General features: G+C 51.6%; 11 protein-coding genes. 8 read left to right on the top strand and 3 right to left on the bottom strand.

The window, feature by feature from the left end; translation table 11 throughout:
* Positions 1-178 precede the first annotated feature (178 nt).
* The 4 genes from L2731_RS14060 (at position 179) to L2731_RS14045 (ending at position 2,945) form a co-directional block, all read left to right on the top strand.
* Positions 179-754, top strand: a complete 576-nt coding sequence (locus tag L2731_RS14060; RefSeq protein ID WP_249253770.1) for a YceI family protein — start codon at positions 179-181, stop codon at positions 752-754.
* Between the two features lie 119 nt (positions 755-873).
* Positions 874-1,224, top strand: a complete 351-nt coding sequence (locus L2731_RS14055) for a DUF3802 family protein (protein WP_239850834.1) — start codon at positions 874-876, stop codon at positions 1,222-1,224.
* A 403-nt stretch (positions 1,225-1,627) separates the two neighbouring features.
* Entirely contained in the window at positions 1,628-2,002 is a 375-nt protein-coding gene (locus tag L2731_RS14050; protein WP_041511031.1) for a SpoIIAA family protein, read from the top strand.
* A gap of 67 nt (positions 2,003-2,069) precedes the next feature.
* The gene (locus L2731_RS14045; protein WP_249253904.1) at positions 2,070-2,945 is read left to right on the top strand and encodes a putative ATP-dependent zinc protease; all 876 of its coding nucleotides are present in this window, start codon (positions 2,070-2,072) and stop codon (positions 2,943-2,945) included.
* Between the two features lie 60 nt (positions 2,946-3,005).
* On the opposite strand, the gene L2731_RS14040 is transcribed toward L2731_RS14045, so the two are convergent.
* The gene (locus L2731_RS14040; protein WP_249253768.1) at positions 3,006-5,633 is read right to left on the bottom strand and encodes a PAS domain-containing protein; all 2,628 of its coding nucleotides are present in this window, start codon (positions 5,631-5,633) and stop codon (positions 3,006-3,008) included.
* 100 nt (positions 5,634-5,733) lie between these two features.
* Positions 5,734-7,236 carry a methyl-accepting chemotaxis protein gene (locus tag L2731_RS14035; protein ID WP_249253766.1) on the bottom strand — a complete coding sequence of 501 codons (1,503 nt, stop codon included), beginning with the start codon at positions 7,234-7,236 and terminating at the stop codon, positions 5,734-5,736.
* Positions 7,237-7,628: 392 nt separating this feature from the next.
* Between L2731_RS14035 and pheS the strand changes: the two genes are divergently transcribed.
* The 4 genes from pheS to lpxM all read left to right on the top strand — a co-directional run bounded on the left by pheS (position 7,629) and on the right by lpxM (position 12,401).
* Positions 7,629-8,612 carry a phenylalanine--tRNA ligase subunit alpha gene (pheS, locus tag L2731_RS14030; protein ID WP_249253764.1) on the top strand — a complete coding sequence of 328 codons (984 nt, stop codon included), beginning with the start codon at positions 7,629-7,631 and terminating at the stop codon, positions 8,610-8,612.
* Between the two features lie 15 nt (positions 8,613-8,627).
* Positions 8,628-11,015 carry a phenylalanine--tRNA ligase subunit beta gene (pheT, locus tag L2731_RS14025; protein ID WP_249253762.1) on the top strand — a complete coding sequence of 796 codons (2,388 nt, stop codon included), beginning with the start codon at positions 8,628-8,630 and terminating at the stop codon, positions 11,013-11,015.
* A 4-nt stretch (positions 11,016-11,019) separates the two neighbouring features.
* Positions 11,020-11,316 carry an integration host factor subunit alpha gene (ihfA, locus tag L2731_RS14020; RefSeq protein WP_041511036.1) on the top strand — a complete coding sequence of 99 codons (297 nt, stop codon included), beginning with the start codon at positions 11,020-11,022 and terminating at the stop codon, positions 11,314-11,316.
* 149 nt (positions 11,317-11,465) lie between these two features.
* Positions 11,466-12,401 carry a lauroyl-Kdo(2)-lipid IV(A) myristoyltransferase gene (gene lpxM / locus L2731_RS14015; RefSeq protein ID WP_249253760.1) on the top strand — a complete coding sequence of 312 codons (936 nt, stop codon included), beginning with the start codon at positions 11,466-11,468 and terminating at the stop codon, positions 12,399-12,401.
* A gap of 116 nt (positions 12,402-12,517) precedes the next feature.
* Here the strand turns inward: lpxM and L2731_RS14010 are convergent, their stop codons facing one another.
* A complete protein-coding gene (locus L2731_RS14010) occupies positions 12,518-14,680 on the bottom strand; it encodes a M3 family metallopeptidase (RefSeq protein ID WP_249253758.1) in 2,163 nt (720 codons plus the stop codon).
* Positions 14,681-15,006: the final 326 nt, after the last annotated feature.

The following is a 15,006-nucleotide window of genomic DNA, read 5'->3' as shown; positions in this document are numbered from 1 at the left end:
TGTCATTCACTTGTTAAGAGCCCTAACCGAGTTAGGGCTTTTTTATTGGTGCAATATTAGTTGTTCATAATCTTTTGTATTAGGCTAATATAGATAAGATTACCTTGCTAATCATTAAACTAGCTGGGTTTTCTTCGCAGAGGTTTCGACGGACTTAAGGTTAAAAATGGAGCGTAAAATGAAGACACTGATCATGGCAGCAGGACTTGGGATGTTAAGCTTAAACGCCTATTCGGCCGATTGGCAGGTGAGTAACCAGGGCTCGCGGGTTAACTTTATCTCAATCAAGAAAGGCGATATCGCCGAGGTGCACCATTTTAGTCAAGTTTCCGGCACGCTTAGTGATGCCGGCGCCTTTAGTCTGTCAATTCCGCTCAATAGCGTGGTCACCAATGTGGAGATCCGTGATCAGCGCATGAAAGAGGTATTGTTCGACACCGCGCAGTACCCGAGTGTCGAGTTAAGTGCTAGTCTCGACGGCCAAGCGATCGATAAGGCGAGTGTGGGTAGCATCATGTCCATGAGTGTCGATGCCAAAGTGAGCCTGCATGGCAAGACGCAGACCATGCCGGTTATGGTCAGGGTGGCCAAGGTGGCCAGTGATAAGTTGATGGTGGCTAGTGAGGCGCCTTTGGTGGTGAATGCCGGTGACTTTGGCCTGACCCCAGGGGTGGAGAAGCTCAGAGAGCTTGCCGGTCTACCCGCTATTAGCAAGGCGGTACCAGTTTCTTTCGTTCTGACCTTAAAGCGATAGAAAAACGTGCACTAACAACGAGATCGAACACTCGATTTATATCATAATGGCGATAGAAACTGGATATTGAGCATGGGCTATACCATGCTCATATATAAGTCGTGTGTTTAGGGTTAAAAATGGTTACTGATAAAGACGGATACATACATCTAATACAATATCTTACCGAGCATCTAGGCCTGTTTGAGTCCTCCGAAGCCGGTGGGGTTGCGGGTGACACCGTCATGGAATTGTTTGAGGAGCAGCTGGCGGCACAGATCATCATGGTGTGTGGCCAAAATCCGTCCCTAACCTTCGCCGAGCGCAACATGGTGATTCGCGAAGTCGACGCCATCGTCTATGACTTAGAAGAGATCTTAGCCAAGGTGGCCAATCACAATGCCACTCAAGAACAGACCCTGTTTATTACCGAGTTTTCTGGACTGATCAAAAATCTGTTCGATCAGGAAATTGCCAAGATGCAAGCTTAGCTTTTGCAATCCGAAACAGGTGTTTACAACTCATTGCTTGAGAATGTCAGTCTTTATTCCTACTGTTAGCGTAAGAGCGAAATTGGGAATTTGTGTGCATGTCTGCAGCCTCTATCAGTAAACAACACTTTGTCATCTATGGGATACTGGTGTTGTTTTGGGTCGTTTTTCAGATCTTTAGTGCCAATGCCTTGGGGTTTGGTTGGGGGTTTATTCCGTTCGTCATCTCATTACCCTTTGTGCCCTTTATCCTGGTCTGGCTGGGCGTACAGTTTATGCGTCATTACAGGTACATTCGATTAGGGCCCAATTTCAGTGAGCATTTGGTGCACTGTATCTGTACCTGTACTCTGTTCTGTCTTTTCGTCTATCATTTTGTTTATTAAGTTATAAGGAGCGAGTGATGATCGAACTGCTTTCGGGTTTTCACCATGATATCGTGGCCGTTAAGGCGAGGGGCGTACTGTCTCGCGCCGACTACGACGAGACTCTGGTGCCGGCAATCGAGTCAAAGTTACAAGATCACTCAACCATTAAACTCTGGTATGAATTTAGTGAAGCATTTGAAGGAGTTTCTGTTGAGACCTTGTGGGATGATGCCAAATTAGGCTTCTTTCATTTGACTGACTTTTCCAGAGTCGCCATCATCACAGATAGCGAATGGGTGGCCAATACCGCTAAAGTGATGGCCTATATGGCACCGTGTCCGGTCAAGGTGTTTGCCCGTCAGGCGGCCGATGAGGCGCTGCGCTGGCTGGGGGAGAGTTCACCGGACTAACATATCAGAGAAGCCGACACTTAGTCGGCTTTGTTTCATAGGGATTAGGGTATTTTTTATGTTTAGAATGTTGACCTCTAAAGCGCTGGTGTTAGTGGCATTTTTTCTTCTGGCACCAGCCTATGGCGCAGATAAAGCCGTGATCGGCCAGACGGCTATGATGTCGGTCGATGAGGCCGGACTCGTCTTTCAGGCGCGTATCGATACCGGCGCCGGTAACACCTCTCTGCACGCCTTCGACCTCGAGATCCAGGGAGGGAGTGCAGCTAAGATGCAAGATAACGTGGGTAAGACGGTCTGGTTTACCACAGAAACTGCCGCCGGTGAGCGTAAGCGTCTAAGCGCTAAGATAGTCAAAACCTCTACCGTGAGTAATTCTCAGGGGACAGAAACCCGCTATATGGTAGAGATGCACGTCGGCTTTAATGGTGATAGTCGTAAGGTCAAGGTGAACCTTAGAGATAGAAGCCACATGGATTACAAGCTGCTGGTTGGCCGTAACTGGCTTAAAGGCAAGTATGTGGTGGATGTGGCCGAAAAGCGCCTGATTGGTGCCAGAGCCCCCATCAGCATCTTAGAGACCGGGCTCTTGTTTGATACCCGTATCGATACCGGCGCGGTGGAAAATTCGCTGCACGCGGTCGATCTCAAGGTGGAGAATGGCGTAGCGGACATGGAGCAAAACGTCGGTAAGATGCTCTCTTTCACCACAGAAAATGAGAAAGGTGAAACAAAACGTGTCCATGCCCGTATCGTCGAGACCTCCCTCATTCGCAACGCGCAGGGGAGTGAGGTGCGCTATATGGTCGAACTCAATGTGGGCGAGCCGGGTAGAGAATATAAGGTTAAGGTGAATCTCAGAGATCGTACCAAGATGACCAATAAGCTGTTAATCGGTCGTAACTGGTTGCAGGGCCATTATCTGGTCGATGTGGCTCGTTGAGCTATTAGCGTACTAATCGATAAGTCTAATCCCCGGATGTGAATACATGCGGGGATTTTTTTATGCCTTATCGAGCTCCAGCTCGCAGACCAGCTCGGTAAACTGCGCGCTCTGACTGCTGAGCGTGAGTCTGCCGTTGAATTGTGCCTTTAGCCAGTGATTGATATTGATGAGTGAGCCTTGTCCTTCACTATTGTTTGCGAGTGCTTGTGACAACTTCTCTAGCCGGTTTTGACTTATTCCTACGCCGTTATCCCTTAGGGTGAGGGTGAGTAGGCCCTCATGGTAGCGAATACCAATAACGAGCCGTTTCGGCCGATTAAGCGCCTGATTATCGGGAAAGGCATGTTGCAGGCTGTTGCCGAGCAATCTGTGACAAAGCACTAAGAAGTGCCAGGGCGAGATGGGAAGTGTCAAATGATGGGGGCAGTCGATCTGCACCTCAACCTCCTTGGCGATGAGCTGCGGGCTGAGCATAGCGACCAAGTCCTGAAGAAAGAGGTCGGCCACCGTGGCGCGAATATCAGTGATGTCTGCGCTGATCAAAGATTGTCCATGACGTATGATATCTATCTGGCTGGTCAGTGCCTCGGTAAACTTGGCGAGCTTCGCCTCATCGACATCGCCGGCATCCATTTGACGTAGCAATATAAAGATATGCTCGAGTGCCTGTAGCTCCTGCCTCAGCAACTGATGTAACACCTGCGGCAAGATGGCTTGCTGGGCAAGCTCTATCTGCTTTAGCTGCGCCAGCCCCTTGGGAGCAACGCCTTCTTTCGCTGCGGCCTGGGGCTTGGCGTCTAATGCCTGCCTTAACTCGGCGTTTCTCGCCGACTGCAACTTGATGGTCTGTTCAAGTTCTGCCTGCTTGGTCTTTAGGCTGCTGATGTCCACCGCCATGGCGCCCAGGGCGATGATGTTGCCATCCTTGTCTTTGATCGGGTATTTGGTGATCAGGTAGATGCGCTCACCCTGCACGGTCGGCATGGGCTGTTCGAAGCTCTGGGCCTGATCGCTATCTAAGATGATATGGTCGTGATGATTGATGATCTCGGCAATATGCGCCGGGTAGAGATCGCTGTCGCGCATGCCGATGACACGGGTTCTTTCTATGCCCATCACCTCACAGAACTTGTCGTTGACCAGGGAGTAGCAGCCATGGGTGTCCTTGATGCAGATAAGGTTCTGCGACGCATTGAGCAGGGAGTTAATCAGCTCCTTCTTATTCTCCAACTCCTGCTGCGCCAGCTGTTGCATCGCCAACTGCTGCTCCAGGGCGAGATTGCTGGCATCCAGGCTGGCGTAGGCTATTTCCAGCTGGTTACTGCGGGCGATAAAGGCCTTGGCCAGTTGGCCTACTTCATCCTGGCGCCTATTGGCGTCGAGTTCGAGCCTTCCAAGGTTACCGCTTTGCAGCGCCGAGACGATCTGAAAGATTGGCCGGATAAAGAGTTTATGTTGGAAGATAAACAAGATGAGCAGTGCAACTAGCTGCGCCAGTAACAGGAAGGCGCCTATTTTAAGCGCGATGGCGTTGGCCTGGGATGCGAGGCTCGATAATGGCGTCACCAGGATGATCTTCCACTGGGTCTGAGCCATGGTCAGAATCGATACCAGCACGGGCTCGTCGAACAGGGGATCGCTTTTCAGCTCCAGGGTCACTATGGGCGCCTTACCATGGCTCCCCTTAATCGAGGCATTGATCAGTGTCGTTAACCGCTCTCGCTCTGTTCTGGGCGTCTGTGCGAGTATTTTTTCGAGCTGTTCCGGGCGATAGGCAGGGCTGGCCATGATCTGTTGACTAAATGCCTGATCCATAGATGCTATGCGCTTGGCGATGGGGGCAAGTTGTGGGTAGCGCAGGATCAGTTGAGACAGTGGCTGACCGAGCATGGCGGATTGACCCGCATCTGTGTCGTCGAAAGGATCGGCCAGCAGATTGTTATAGCTGTCCAGCGCCAGAATATAGCCCTTGGAGAGGGGATTTTGGTCCGAGAAATTAAACCTTTTATCCAGGCCGCTAAGGGCAATGTCCACGGTGGCTACACCGATAAAGCTGTGGTCGGCGCGCATGGGTACAGAGGCGGTGATCATCACCTCCTTGGTGTAGGGGTCGACATAGGATTTCGACCAGTGGGTATGGCCATCTTGGAAATATTTTGCCGGCAGGTACCAGAAGGCCTGGTGGTAGCCTGGGTCATCCGCGCTGTTATAGTTGTCTAAATACTGAAACTCATCATGCTTGTCCCGTGCCCAGAAGAAGCTGTTGCGCGTCTTCTGCTTACCGAACATGCCGGGCTCGGGCCAGATCCCGCCACCGGCGATCAGCTGATGGCGCTCGCCGATATCCAGCAGGGAAGGGATAAGCTCTTTCACCACCTCATCTTCGCCGCGATAGGTTTCGCCCACTATGCCTATGGTGTTGGCCAGTGTCTCGATCTTGGAGGTGACTTGCTGCAGCTGCTCAATAACCGCCAGGCCATAGTTTTGGCTTAGGGAGAGCTGGGTGTCCATGTGATGTTTCTTTTCGGTTGAGAAAATCAACCAGATGCTTGAGGCGATGATCAGTACCGCGACCACAAATTGGACTATGGTGAATTTAAAGGTAAGGCTATTCTTCCACTGAGTATTTAATGAGCTGGCCTCGTCTTTCTCATTGGCGACCATAGGGGCTTGTGATCCATTCATGCATTAGTGATAGATCAAGATTAAATCAAAATGAGAAAGGATTAAACTCTTATGAAGCTTGCTTAGGGTGACGAGTGGCCACCCTAAGCTGCTAAACTGACTAGATTTTCAGCCCGACCAGCAGCTGGTCGAGCTGCTCGGCGGTGGCGTGCAGTTCATCACAGCCCGAGACTGACTGGTTGGCTGACTGCTCCACATCATGAGACTGATTGCGGATCTCCATCAGGTTGGTGGCGATCTCGTTGGCCACGGCCGATTGTTCCTCGGCCGAGGTGGCGATCAGCACGCTCATCTCGTACACCCGTTCACTGTGATGGGCGATGGCCTTGAGATCTTCGCCGGTTTCTAGCACATGCTGCTTACCGTCTTGGGCCTTCTCGACCGTGCGTTTCATCACCTGTGTCAGTGCCTGAGAGCCTGACTGCAGCGCCTCGATCATCGACTTGATCTCAACCGTGGCGGCCTGGGTTCGTCCGGCCAGGGTTCTCACCTCATCGGCAACCACGGCGAAGCCTCGGCCCTGCTCACCGGCGCGGGCGGCCTCGATGGCGGCGTTGAGGGCCAGCAGGTTGGTCTGCTCTGAGATGGCATTAATGGTGGTGACCACCTCGTCGATCTTGGCGGCATTGTCGTTCAGGGTATTCACCGCGGTTGAGGCATCACCGATTTCGTTGGCCAGATCGCCAATGGCCTCGACGGTGACGGCGATATCTTTCGAGCCTGCCTCTACCTGTTGGTTAGCCTCTTGAGTCTCATTGGAGGATTGCTCGGCATTGCGGGCGACCTCTTTTACCGCGGCGGTCATCTCTTCCATGGCGGTGGCCAGTGAGTCCAGGTGTTGACGCTGCTCGGCGGCCAGGGTCTGTCCCTCCTGGGCCGTCTGTCTGAAGGCCTGCACCACGGTGCGGATCTGGCTGCTGGCCTGGGTCATGCGGCTCACCAGCTGATGCTGACGCTCGACTAGGGTATCTATGCTCACCGCCAGAATGCTGAACTCGTCCTTCACCTCGAAGAAGTTTAATCGCCCGGTGAGATCGCCATCGGCCGCTCGCTTGAGCGCCATCACGTTGGTGTAGAGGGCGCCGCCAACAAAGGTGGAGATATAGTAGCTGCTGATCAGAATGACTAGGATAAGCGCCACTAGGCTGATGATGACGATGCTCTGGGCCGAGCTGAGCAGCTTGTCGAGATCTGTCACCTCTGTCTTAGCCGCCAGATTAGCGCTTGCGGCGCGGCTGTATGCCGTCAGGGAATCCCCCTGCATTAAGGTTCCGCCGCCGTTGTCTACCAGGCGACTCGCCTTGGTGCTCAGTGAGGACTGGCGTTCGGCAAAGCCTGCACTGATGAGCGCCTGCTGATAGTTATCGGCCTTGTCGTCAGCAACATATTGCAGACTCAGATCGATAAGTTCCGCCATCTTCTGGGCGTCAGCTAGGGCACTGTGCTGGTGACTCTGCTTAAGCTGGCTATTGAACTGTCCATAGAGGATATAGGAAAGCCCCATGAGGGTGATGATGGGGATGATTGCCAGTATGGTAAACTTGGTTTTCAGGGTCATATGGATAAGATATTGATCTATCCATCGAAACTTTACTTCTCTCATAGCTTTTCTCTGTCGCCAGGGGATGATCTCGTTATCGGATCACAAATGGATTACTTAACGAGAATTTCGTCACAGGGCGTTTGTTTGTTGTTTATTTGTACTGGGTTTTTATCGTTATTGTTAAATAAGGTACGGCTCAAGTGTACATGCTTGGTGTGATCGCGGCGAATCAAAATTACATTTTGGGATGGCTTTTTAGCCTATATGAGTTTGTTGCCTAGCCAGGATGACCTTTTCTCACGGATTTCGTTAGAAAAATACCAAATAAGCCCTAGTCAAACGTCTTATGGTCACGTAAAATTTGTCTCTTTTTCTATTTTCGTAAAGATTAAATAGTCAGCATATAGAAAGTCTTGGCTCTCAGCGTGAGAGCGGGCGTACTGGAAGAGATGATGTCAGAGTTAACAGAAATCGTAGAACAGGCCTTGCAGGCAATCGAAGGGACAGATGATCTGAAAGCCCTCGATGACCTTCGTGTCGATTACCTGGGTAAGAAGGGTAAGATCACCGACATGATGAAGATGATGGGTAAGCTGAGTCCTGAGGAGAAGCCGGCCTTTGGTCAGGCGGTCAACCAGGCTAAGCAAGCGGTACAGCAAAAGCTGTCCGAGCGTATCGAAGGCCTAAAGGTTCAGGAGCTTGAAGCTAAGCTGAGCGCCGAGAGTATCGATGTGACCCTGCCTGGACGTCGCATCGACAACGGTGGTCTGCACCCGGTTACCCGTACCATCGAACGTATTGAAACCTTCTTTGGTGAGCTTGGATTTAGCGTCAAGCAGGGGCCAGAAATCGAGGATGATTTCCATAACTTCGATGCGCTGAATATTTCCGAGCATCATCCGGCGCGTGCCGATCACGATACCTTCTATTTTAATCCTAAGCTGATGCTGCGTACCCAGACCTCGGGCGTGCAGATCCGCACCATGGAAACGGAAAAGCCGCCGCTGCGTATCATCTCTCCGGGCCGCGTTTACCGTAATGACTATGACCAGACTCACACGCCTATGTTCCATCAGGTAGAGGGGTTGTTTGTCGATGAAAATGTTAACTTCGCTGAGTTGAAGGGGATCTTGCATGACTTCCTGCGCAACTTCTTCGAAGAAGATCTACAAGTACGCTTCCGTCCCTCTTACTTCCCGTTTACTGAGCCTTCGGCCGAAGTTGACGTAATGGGTAAGAATGGCAAGTGGTTAGAAGTATTGGGTTGCGGCATGGTTCACCCGAATGTGCTACGCAGCGTTGGCATCGATCCTGAGAAGTACCAAGGTTTCGCCTTCGGTATGGGGGTTGAGCGCCTCTCTATGTTGCGTTATGGGGTTAATGACCTGCGTTCATTCTTCGAAAACGATCTACGTTTTCTTAAGCAATTCAAATAACGGAGCGAGTAAATAATGAAATTCAGTGAGTCTTGGCTTCGTGAGTGGGTCAATCCAAGTATTAGTCGTGACGATTTGTCACATCAGATCACCATGGCGGGCCTCGAAGTCGATGGTGTCGACCCTGTAGCTGGTGATTTCTCGGGCGTTGTAGTGGGTGAGGTGGTCGAGTGTGGCCAGCATCCAGACGCCGACAAGCTACGTGTGACGAAAATTAATGTCGGTCAGGATGAGTTGATCGATATCGTCTGCGGCGCGCCAAACTGCCGTCAGGGCCTAAAAGTGGCCGTGGCCATGGTGGGTGCCGTACTGCCGGGTGATTTTAAGATCAAGAAGGCTAAACTACGTGGTCAGCCCTCTTTTGGTATGCTCTGCTCCTATGGCGAGCTTGGCATAGAGATCGAGAGCGATGGCATTATCGAGCTGCCGCTGGACGCGCCGATTGGCCAGGATGTCCGTGAATACCTGGATCTCGACGATGCGATCATCGATGTGGATCTTACCGCTAACCGTGCCGATTGCCTCGGCATGGTGGGTCTTGCACGCGAAGTGGGTGTACTTAACCGCCAAGCCGTTGTCGCGCCAACCTGGGAAGCCGTAGCACCTAGCATAGATGACGTTATCGAGATCGATAACCAGGCGCCGAGTGCGTGTCCACGCTATCTGGGCCGCGTGGTGAAGAATGTTAACGTTAAGGCACAGTCGCCACTCTGGATGCAGGAAAAGCTGCGTCGTAGTGGCATTCGCTCTATCGATCCTATCGTCGACATCACCAACTATGTGTTGATCGAGTTCGGTCAACCTATGCATGCCTTCGACTTAGCCAAAATCGATAGCAAGATCCAGATCCGTCTGGGCGATGGTGAGGAGAAGCTTACCCTGCTCGATGGCAACGAAATTACCGTACCAAACGATACTCTGGTTATCGCCGACAACAGCCAAGCCCTGGCCTTGGCCGGTGTGTTCGGTGGTGAATACTCGGGTGTGACAGGCGAGACTCAGGATATCCTGCTTGAGTGTGCCTTCTTTGCGCCACTGGCGATCATGGGTAAATCCCGTCGCCTGGGTCTGCACACAGACTCGTCACACCGTTTCGAGCGTGGCGTCGACCCTGAGCTACAACATAAGGTGATCGACCGTGCTACGCGCCTGGTACTCGAGATCTGTGGCGGCCAAGCCGGTCCTGTGGTCGAAGCAAAGGCCGACGAGCATCTGCCTCAGCCTGCAGACATCCTGCTGCGTCGCAGCAAGCTAGACCGTGTACTGGGTCATCACATTAGCGATGCCGATGTGACCGAAATCCTCGAACGTCTGGGCTTTGGCGTATCACGCAGTGATGATAACTGGCAGGTGACCACGGCGACTTACCGTTTCGATATGGCGATCGAAGAAGATCTTATCGAAGAGGTTGCCCGCATCTATGGTTACAACAACATTCCGAATGTTGCGCCGGTTGCGGCACTGAGCATGCCGCTGCATAACGAGGCCGATATCGACCTTAAGCGTGTGCGCGCCATGATGGTAGCTCGTGGTTTCCAGGAAGCCGTGACCTACAGCTTCGTCGATCCTAAGCTGCAACAGCTGGTTCATCCTGGCAGCGATGCCATGGTGCTACCAAACCCAATCTCGGTAGAGATGTCGGCCATGCGTTTGTCTATGTTCACCGGTCTGTTGACTGCCGTGGGCTACAACCAGAGCCGTCAGCAAAACCGTGTTCGCCTGTTTGAAACCGGTCTGCGTTTCGTGCCAGATACCGACGCCGAATCGGGTGTGCGTCAGCAGGCTATGCTGGGCGCCGTCATTGCCGGTAACCAAAATGACGAACATTGGTCGATGGAATCAAAAACTGTCGACTTTTTCGACCTTAAGGGCGATCTCGAAGCCATTATCGGCTTGACAGTTTCAGAGGATGAATTTACTTTTAAAAAAGCATCTCATCCGGCGCTTCATCCGGGGCAATGTGCTGAAATCTTAAGAAATGATCGTGTAATTGGTGTCATTGGTGCCGTCCATCCGAGCCTGGAAAAGCCCTTCGGCTTAAATGGTAAAACCATCGTATTCGAGCTCGAATTAGACGCCTTATTGCACGCGAGTTTGCCGCAAGCCCAGACTGTGTCTAAGTTTCCAGCAAACCGACGAGACATTGCCATCTTAGTTGACGAAGATGTTTCGGCAGGAAATGTTGTAAATTTGATAAGAAAAGTTGGCGAAAATCAGTTGGTTGGCTTAAACTTGTTCGATGTATACCAAGGTAAAGGTGTTGAACCAGGTAAAAAGAGTCTGGCGATTGCACTTACACTACAAGACAACGCTCGTACGCTTGAAGAGAAAGAAATTGCTGAAATGGTAGAAAAGGTAGTTTCTGAACTCAAGACCGAGTTCAACGCATTGTTGAGGGATTAAAAGTATGGCACTTACCAAAGCCGAAATGGCAGAACATCTTTTTGAAACGCTTGGCATTAACAAGCGCGTTGCGAAAGAGATGGTTGAGGCATTTTTCGAAGAAATTCGTCAAGCCCTCGAGAGTGGTGAGCAGGTCAAGTTATCTGGCTTTGGCAACTTTGACCTAAGGGACAAAAATCAAAGACCGGGTCGCAACCCTAAAACAGGCGAAGATATCCCGATTTCTGCTCGCCGTGTGGTGACTTTCCGTCCAGGACAGAAACTGAAGAGTCGTGTTGAAGAGGCTAACGCCGGTAAATAATCCGACTTAATACATAGAGAAGGCCACTCCTTGAGTGGCTTTTTCTGTTTCTTCTGAACTGGTTATCTGTTGTTAAAGCCTGTGTTGTACGGGCGCTGGATGAGGAAGAGGTTGTACTCTTGTCTAGAGAATCCATATCTAAAAAAGCCATGTCTAAAAAGCCAAAGTATTTCGATCGCCGTTTTCGCGCCGAGTTATTGCATCCCAAGTATTGGCCAACCTGGTTTGCCATAGGCCTTCTGGTGTTTTTCGGCCTAATGCCTGCCTGGTTGCGGGATCCGATAGCACGTTTGTTGGCGCGTCTGGTGAAGAAGATCGCCAAGAAGCCGCTCAAGGTGGCCAGGGTAAACCTAGAGACCTGTTTTCCCGATAAGTCGGCTGCCGAGATCGATAAGCTACTCGATGATAATATCGAGAATTTTGTATTGATCCTGTTGGCGCAGTCTGAACTGCTGCTGCGCTCAGATGCTCACTTGCGTCGCCGCGTTCAGCTTGAAGGCTTCGAGCATGTGCAGCGCGCTCGTGATGCTGGTCAGCCGGTGATCTTCATCATGCCTCATGTATGGGGCATAGAGTACGCCGGGCTGAGGTTGAACCTGGAACTGCCCATGGTCACCATGGCCAAGGCGCATCGTAACAAGTTGTTCGACTGGTTTAATAACCGTATGCGTAGCTCTAAGGGCGGCAACGTCTATATGCGCGAGTCGGGCATTCGTGCGCTCCTGTCTGAGCTGAAAAACGATAACAGCTTCTTCTATTTGCCAGATGAAGACTTAGGCCCTGAGAAGAGCGTCTTCGCGCCATTTCTTGGTACGGTTAAGGCCACATTACCTGTGGTGGGGCGTCTGGCCTCGGCCGGTAACGCCCAGGTGATGCCGGTTAAGATTGGCTATGATCAGCAAAAGCGCCAGTATCTGCTGACGGTACTCGCGCCCATCTCACCAGATGAGATGCAGGGTAAGGAGAATGAGGCGCTGGCATTAAACCGCGCGGTGGAGCAGGTGATTAACGCCTATCCTGAGCAATATATGTGGTTCCTTAAACTCTTGCGTACACGTCCGCCGGGCGAAGCCTCTATTTACTAACTTTTAAAGTTAGCTCTTTAAAGTTAGCGTTAGAGATAAGATCGCGCTGAAGCAGATAGCGATAAAAAAAGCGGCTCATTGAGCCGCTTTTTCATGCCTGGAATTCACGCGAGTGATTATTCTGTTAGGCCTCTGTGTTTTAGCAGGGCATCGACGGTAGGCTTTCTGCCGGTGAACTTGATGTAGTCTTGCATCAGATCTTCGCTGTTGCCCTTAGAGAGGACGTTGTCGCGGAACTTGTTGCCGTTTTCCAGCGACAGGCCACCGTTATGGCTCATATAGTCGAAGGCATCTGCCGCGAAGACTTCGGTCCACAGGTAGGCGTAGTAGCCCGCCGAATAACCGCCGGCGAACGCATGACTAAAGTAAGCCGACTTGTAGCGTGGCGGGATTGGGGCAAAATCGATGCCGTGTTTCGCCAGCGCCTGCTGCTCAAACTTAGCCACGTCGTCGATCTTGGCATCGACGCCAATGGAGTGCCATTCCATATCCAGAATGGCCGCCGCCAGATACTCTGTGGTATCGAAGCCCTGTCCAAACTTGCTCGCCGCCAATACCTTCTTCAGCAGCTCGGCAGGGATAGGCTCGCCAGTCTGATAGTGCTTGGCGTAGTTGGCCAGAACTTCAGGATCGATAGACCAGTCTTCGTTGGCCTGTGATGGAAACTCGACGAAGTCTCTCGGGGTAGCCGTACCTGCCACACTTGGGTATTTCACCTGAGAGAAGAGACCATGCACAGCGTGACCAAACTCGTGGAACATAGTGCTGACTTCATCATAGGTCATCAGGGTTGGGCCTGAGGCTGGCTTTGGAATGTTCAGCGCGTTGTAGATCACAGGCTTAGTGCCTAGCAGGCCGCTCTGGGTCACGAACTCATCCATCCAGGCGCCGCCGTTCTTACCTTCTCTGGCATAAGGGTCCAGATAGAAGATGCCGACTGAGCTCTTGTCTTTGTTAAAGATCTCATAGGCCAGCACATCTGGGTTCCATACAGGCAGATCTTTGCGCGGCTTGACCGTGATGCCGTAGAGTTTTTTCATGGCGAAGAAGAGGCCGTCGTTGAGGACGCGGTTAAACTCGAAATAAGGCGTGACCTGGCTCTGATCCAGATCGTACTTGGCCTTACGAACCTTCTCGCTGTAATAGGCCCAGTCCCAAGGTGCCAGTTCGAAGTCTTGACCCGATGCCTTAATCTGCGCCTGTATGTCCGCCGCCTCTAGCTTGGCCTTGGCCACAGCCTTAGGGGCTAGGTCATCTAATATCTCATATACGGCTGTCGGTGTCTTGGCCATCTGATCGGCTACCGTGTAGGCCGCCCAAGAGTCATAGCCCAGTAGCGCTGCCTTTTCGGCGTGCAGATGTGACTGTTTGACTATGTTCGGGCCGTTAAGCGCCATGGCGCGATTTGCCGAGGTCTTCCACACTTTCTCTCTTAGCTCGCGATTATTCAGGCTGGAAAGAATTGGTTGACGGGTGGTGTTCACAAGCGTGATCAGGTATCCCTCTTTGCCTGCATCTTTCGCGGCCTGGGCGAGGGTAGCGATTTCGGCGTCAGATAGGCCGTCGAGCTCCGCCTTGTCTTTAACTATGATCACTTCGTTTTTAAATGAATCGAGAACGTTCTTCGAAAATTCCGTGGTTAGACTGGCGAGCTGACCGTTAAGATCGCGCATCTTCTCTTTATCTGCGTCAGAGAGTTTGGCACCGGCGCGCTCGAATGCCAGGTAGTAATACTCGACCAAGTGTTTATCTTCGGCGCTTAGGCTGTCGCGGCTCTTGTAGACGCTTTCTACGCGGGCAAATAGCTCAGGGTTTAAGAAGATGTTGTCCCAGTGCGCAGACAGCTTAGGTGCTAGCTCGGCTTCCAGGGTTTGTACCTGGCTGTTAGAGTTAACGCTGGCCAGGTTAAAGAAGGTCTTGGCCACGCGGGTAAGCAGGCTGCCAGACTTTTCCATGGCAACTATGGTGTTGTTAAAATCTGCGGCGGCCTGGTTGTCGATGATCGCCTGGATCTCTTTATCGTGCTCTATGATCCCTTGAGTGAATGCGGGGGCATAATCGTCGAAGGTGATCTTATCAAACTCAGGCGCCTGATACTGTAACACGCTCTTCTTGAGCAGTACGTTGCTGGCATTGATTTGGCCTTCACTCGCCTGTACGGCAGGCTTCGCCGCTTCGCTACTTGCTACTTCTGTATTGCTTGCTTCCTGACTCGCTGGTGTACAGCCAGTGAGATATAGACCGGCTAAGATAGCCGTGGTGAGGATAGACTTACGCATGGGTTCTCCCTGTTGCTGGCGCCCAATCGTTTTTTTACTGCCTAACAGGCATGGGGGCGCTAAAGATGTGATTGCCGCCATACCTTATCAAGTCGGGCAGGGGCGCGGCAAATCAAAAGTTTAAGATTCGATTAATAAAGTTGTGAGAAAATATTAAAGCAATTTTTATATTCGAGTGTGCTAGTGGGGGCGTTGCCACGTTGGGGCTTTTTAATCCCACCCTTGCCTGTGTCTTTACTGGTGTCTTTACTGGTGTCTGTACTGGCGTTTGTGCTGGTGTAAATCCCTTGCGTCAATAAGGGTGAAGCGCCTCACTGCTTGGCGCC

This window comes from Shewanella aquimarina (assembly GCF_023349185.1).
GTDB classification, from domain to species: domain Bacteria; phylum Pseudomonadota; class Gammaproteobacteria; order Enterobacterales; family Shewanellaceae; genus Shewanella; species Shewanella aquimarina.
Note: the sequence above shows the minus strand (reverse complement) of the source record. Positions and strands in the feature narration are given on the sequence as shown.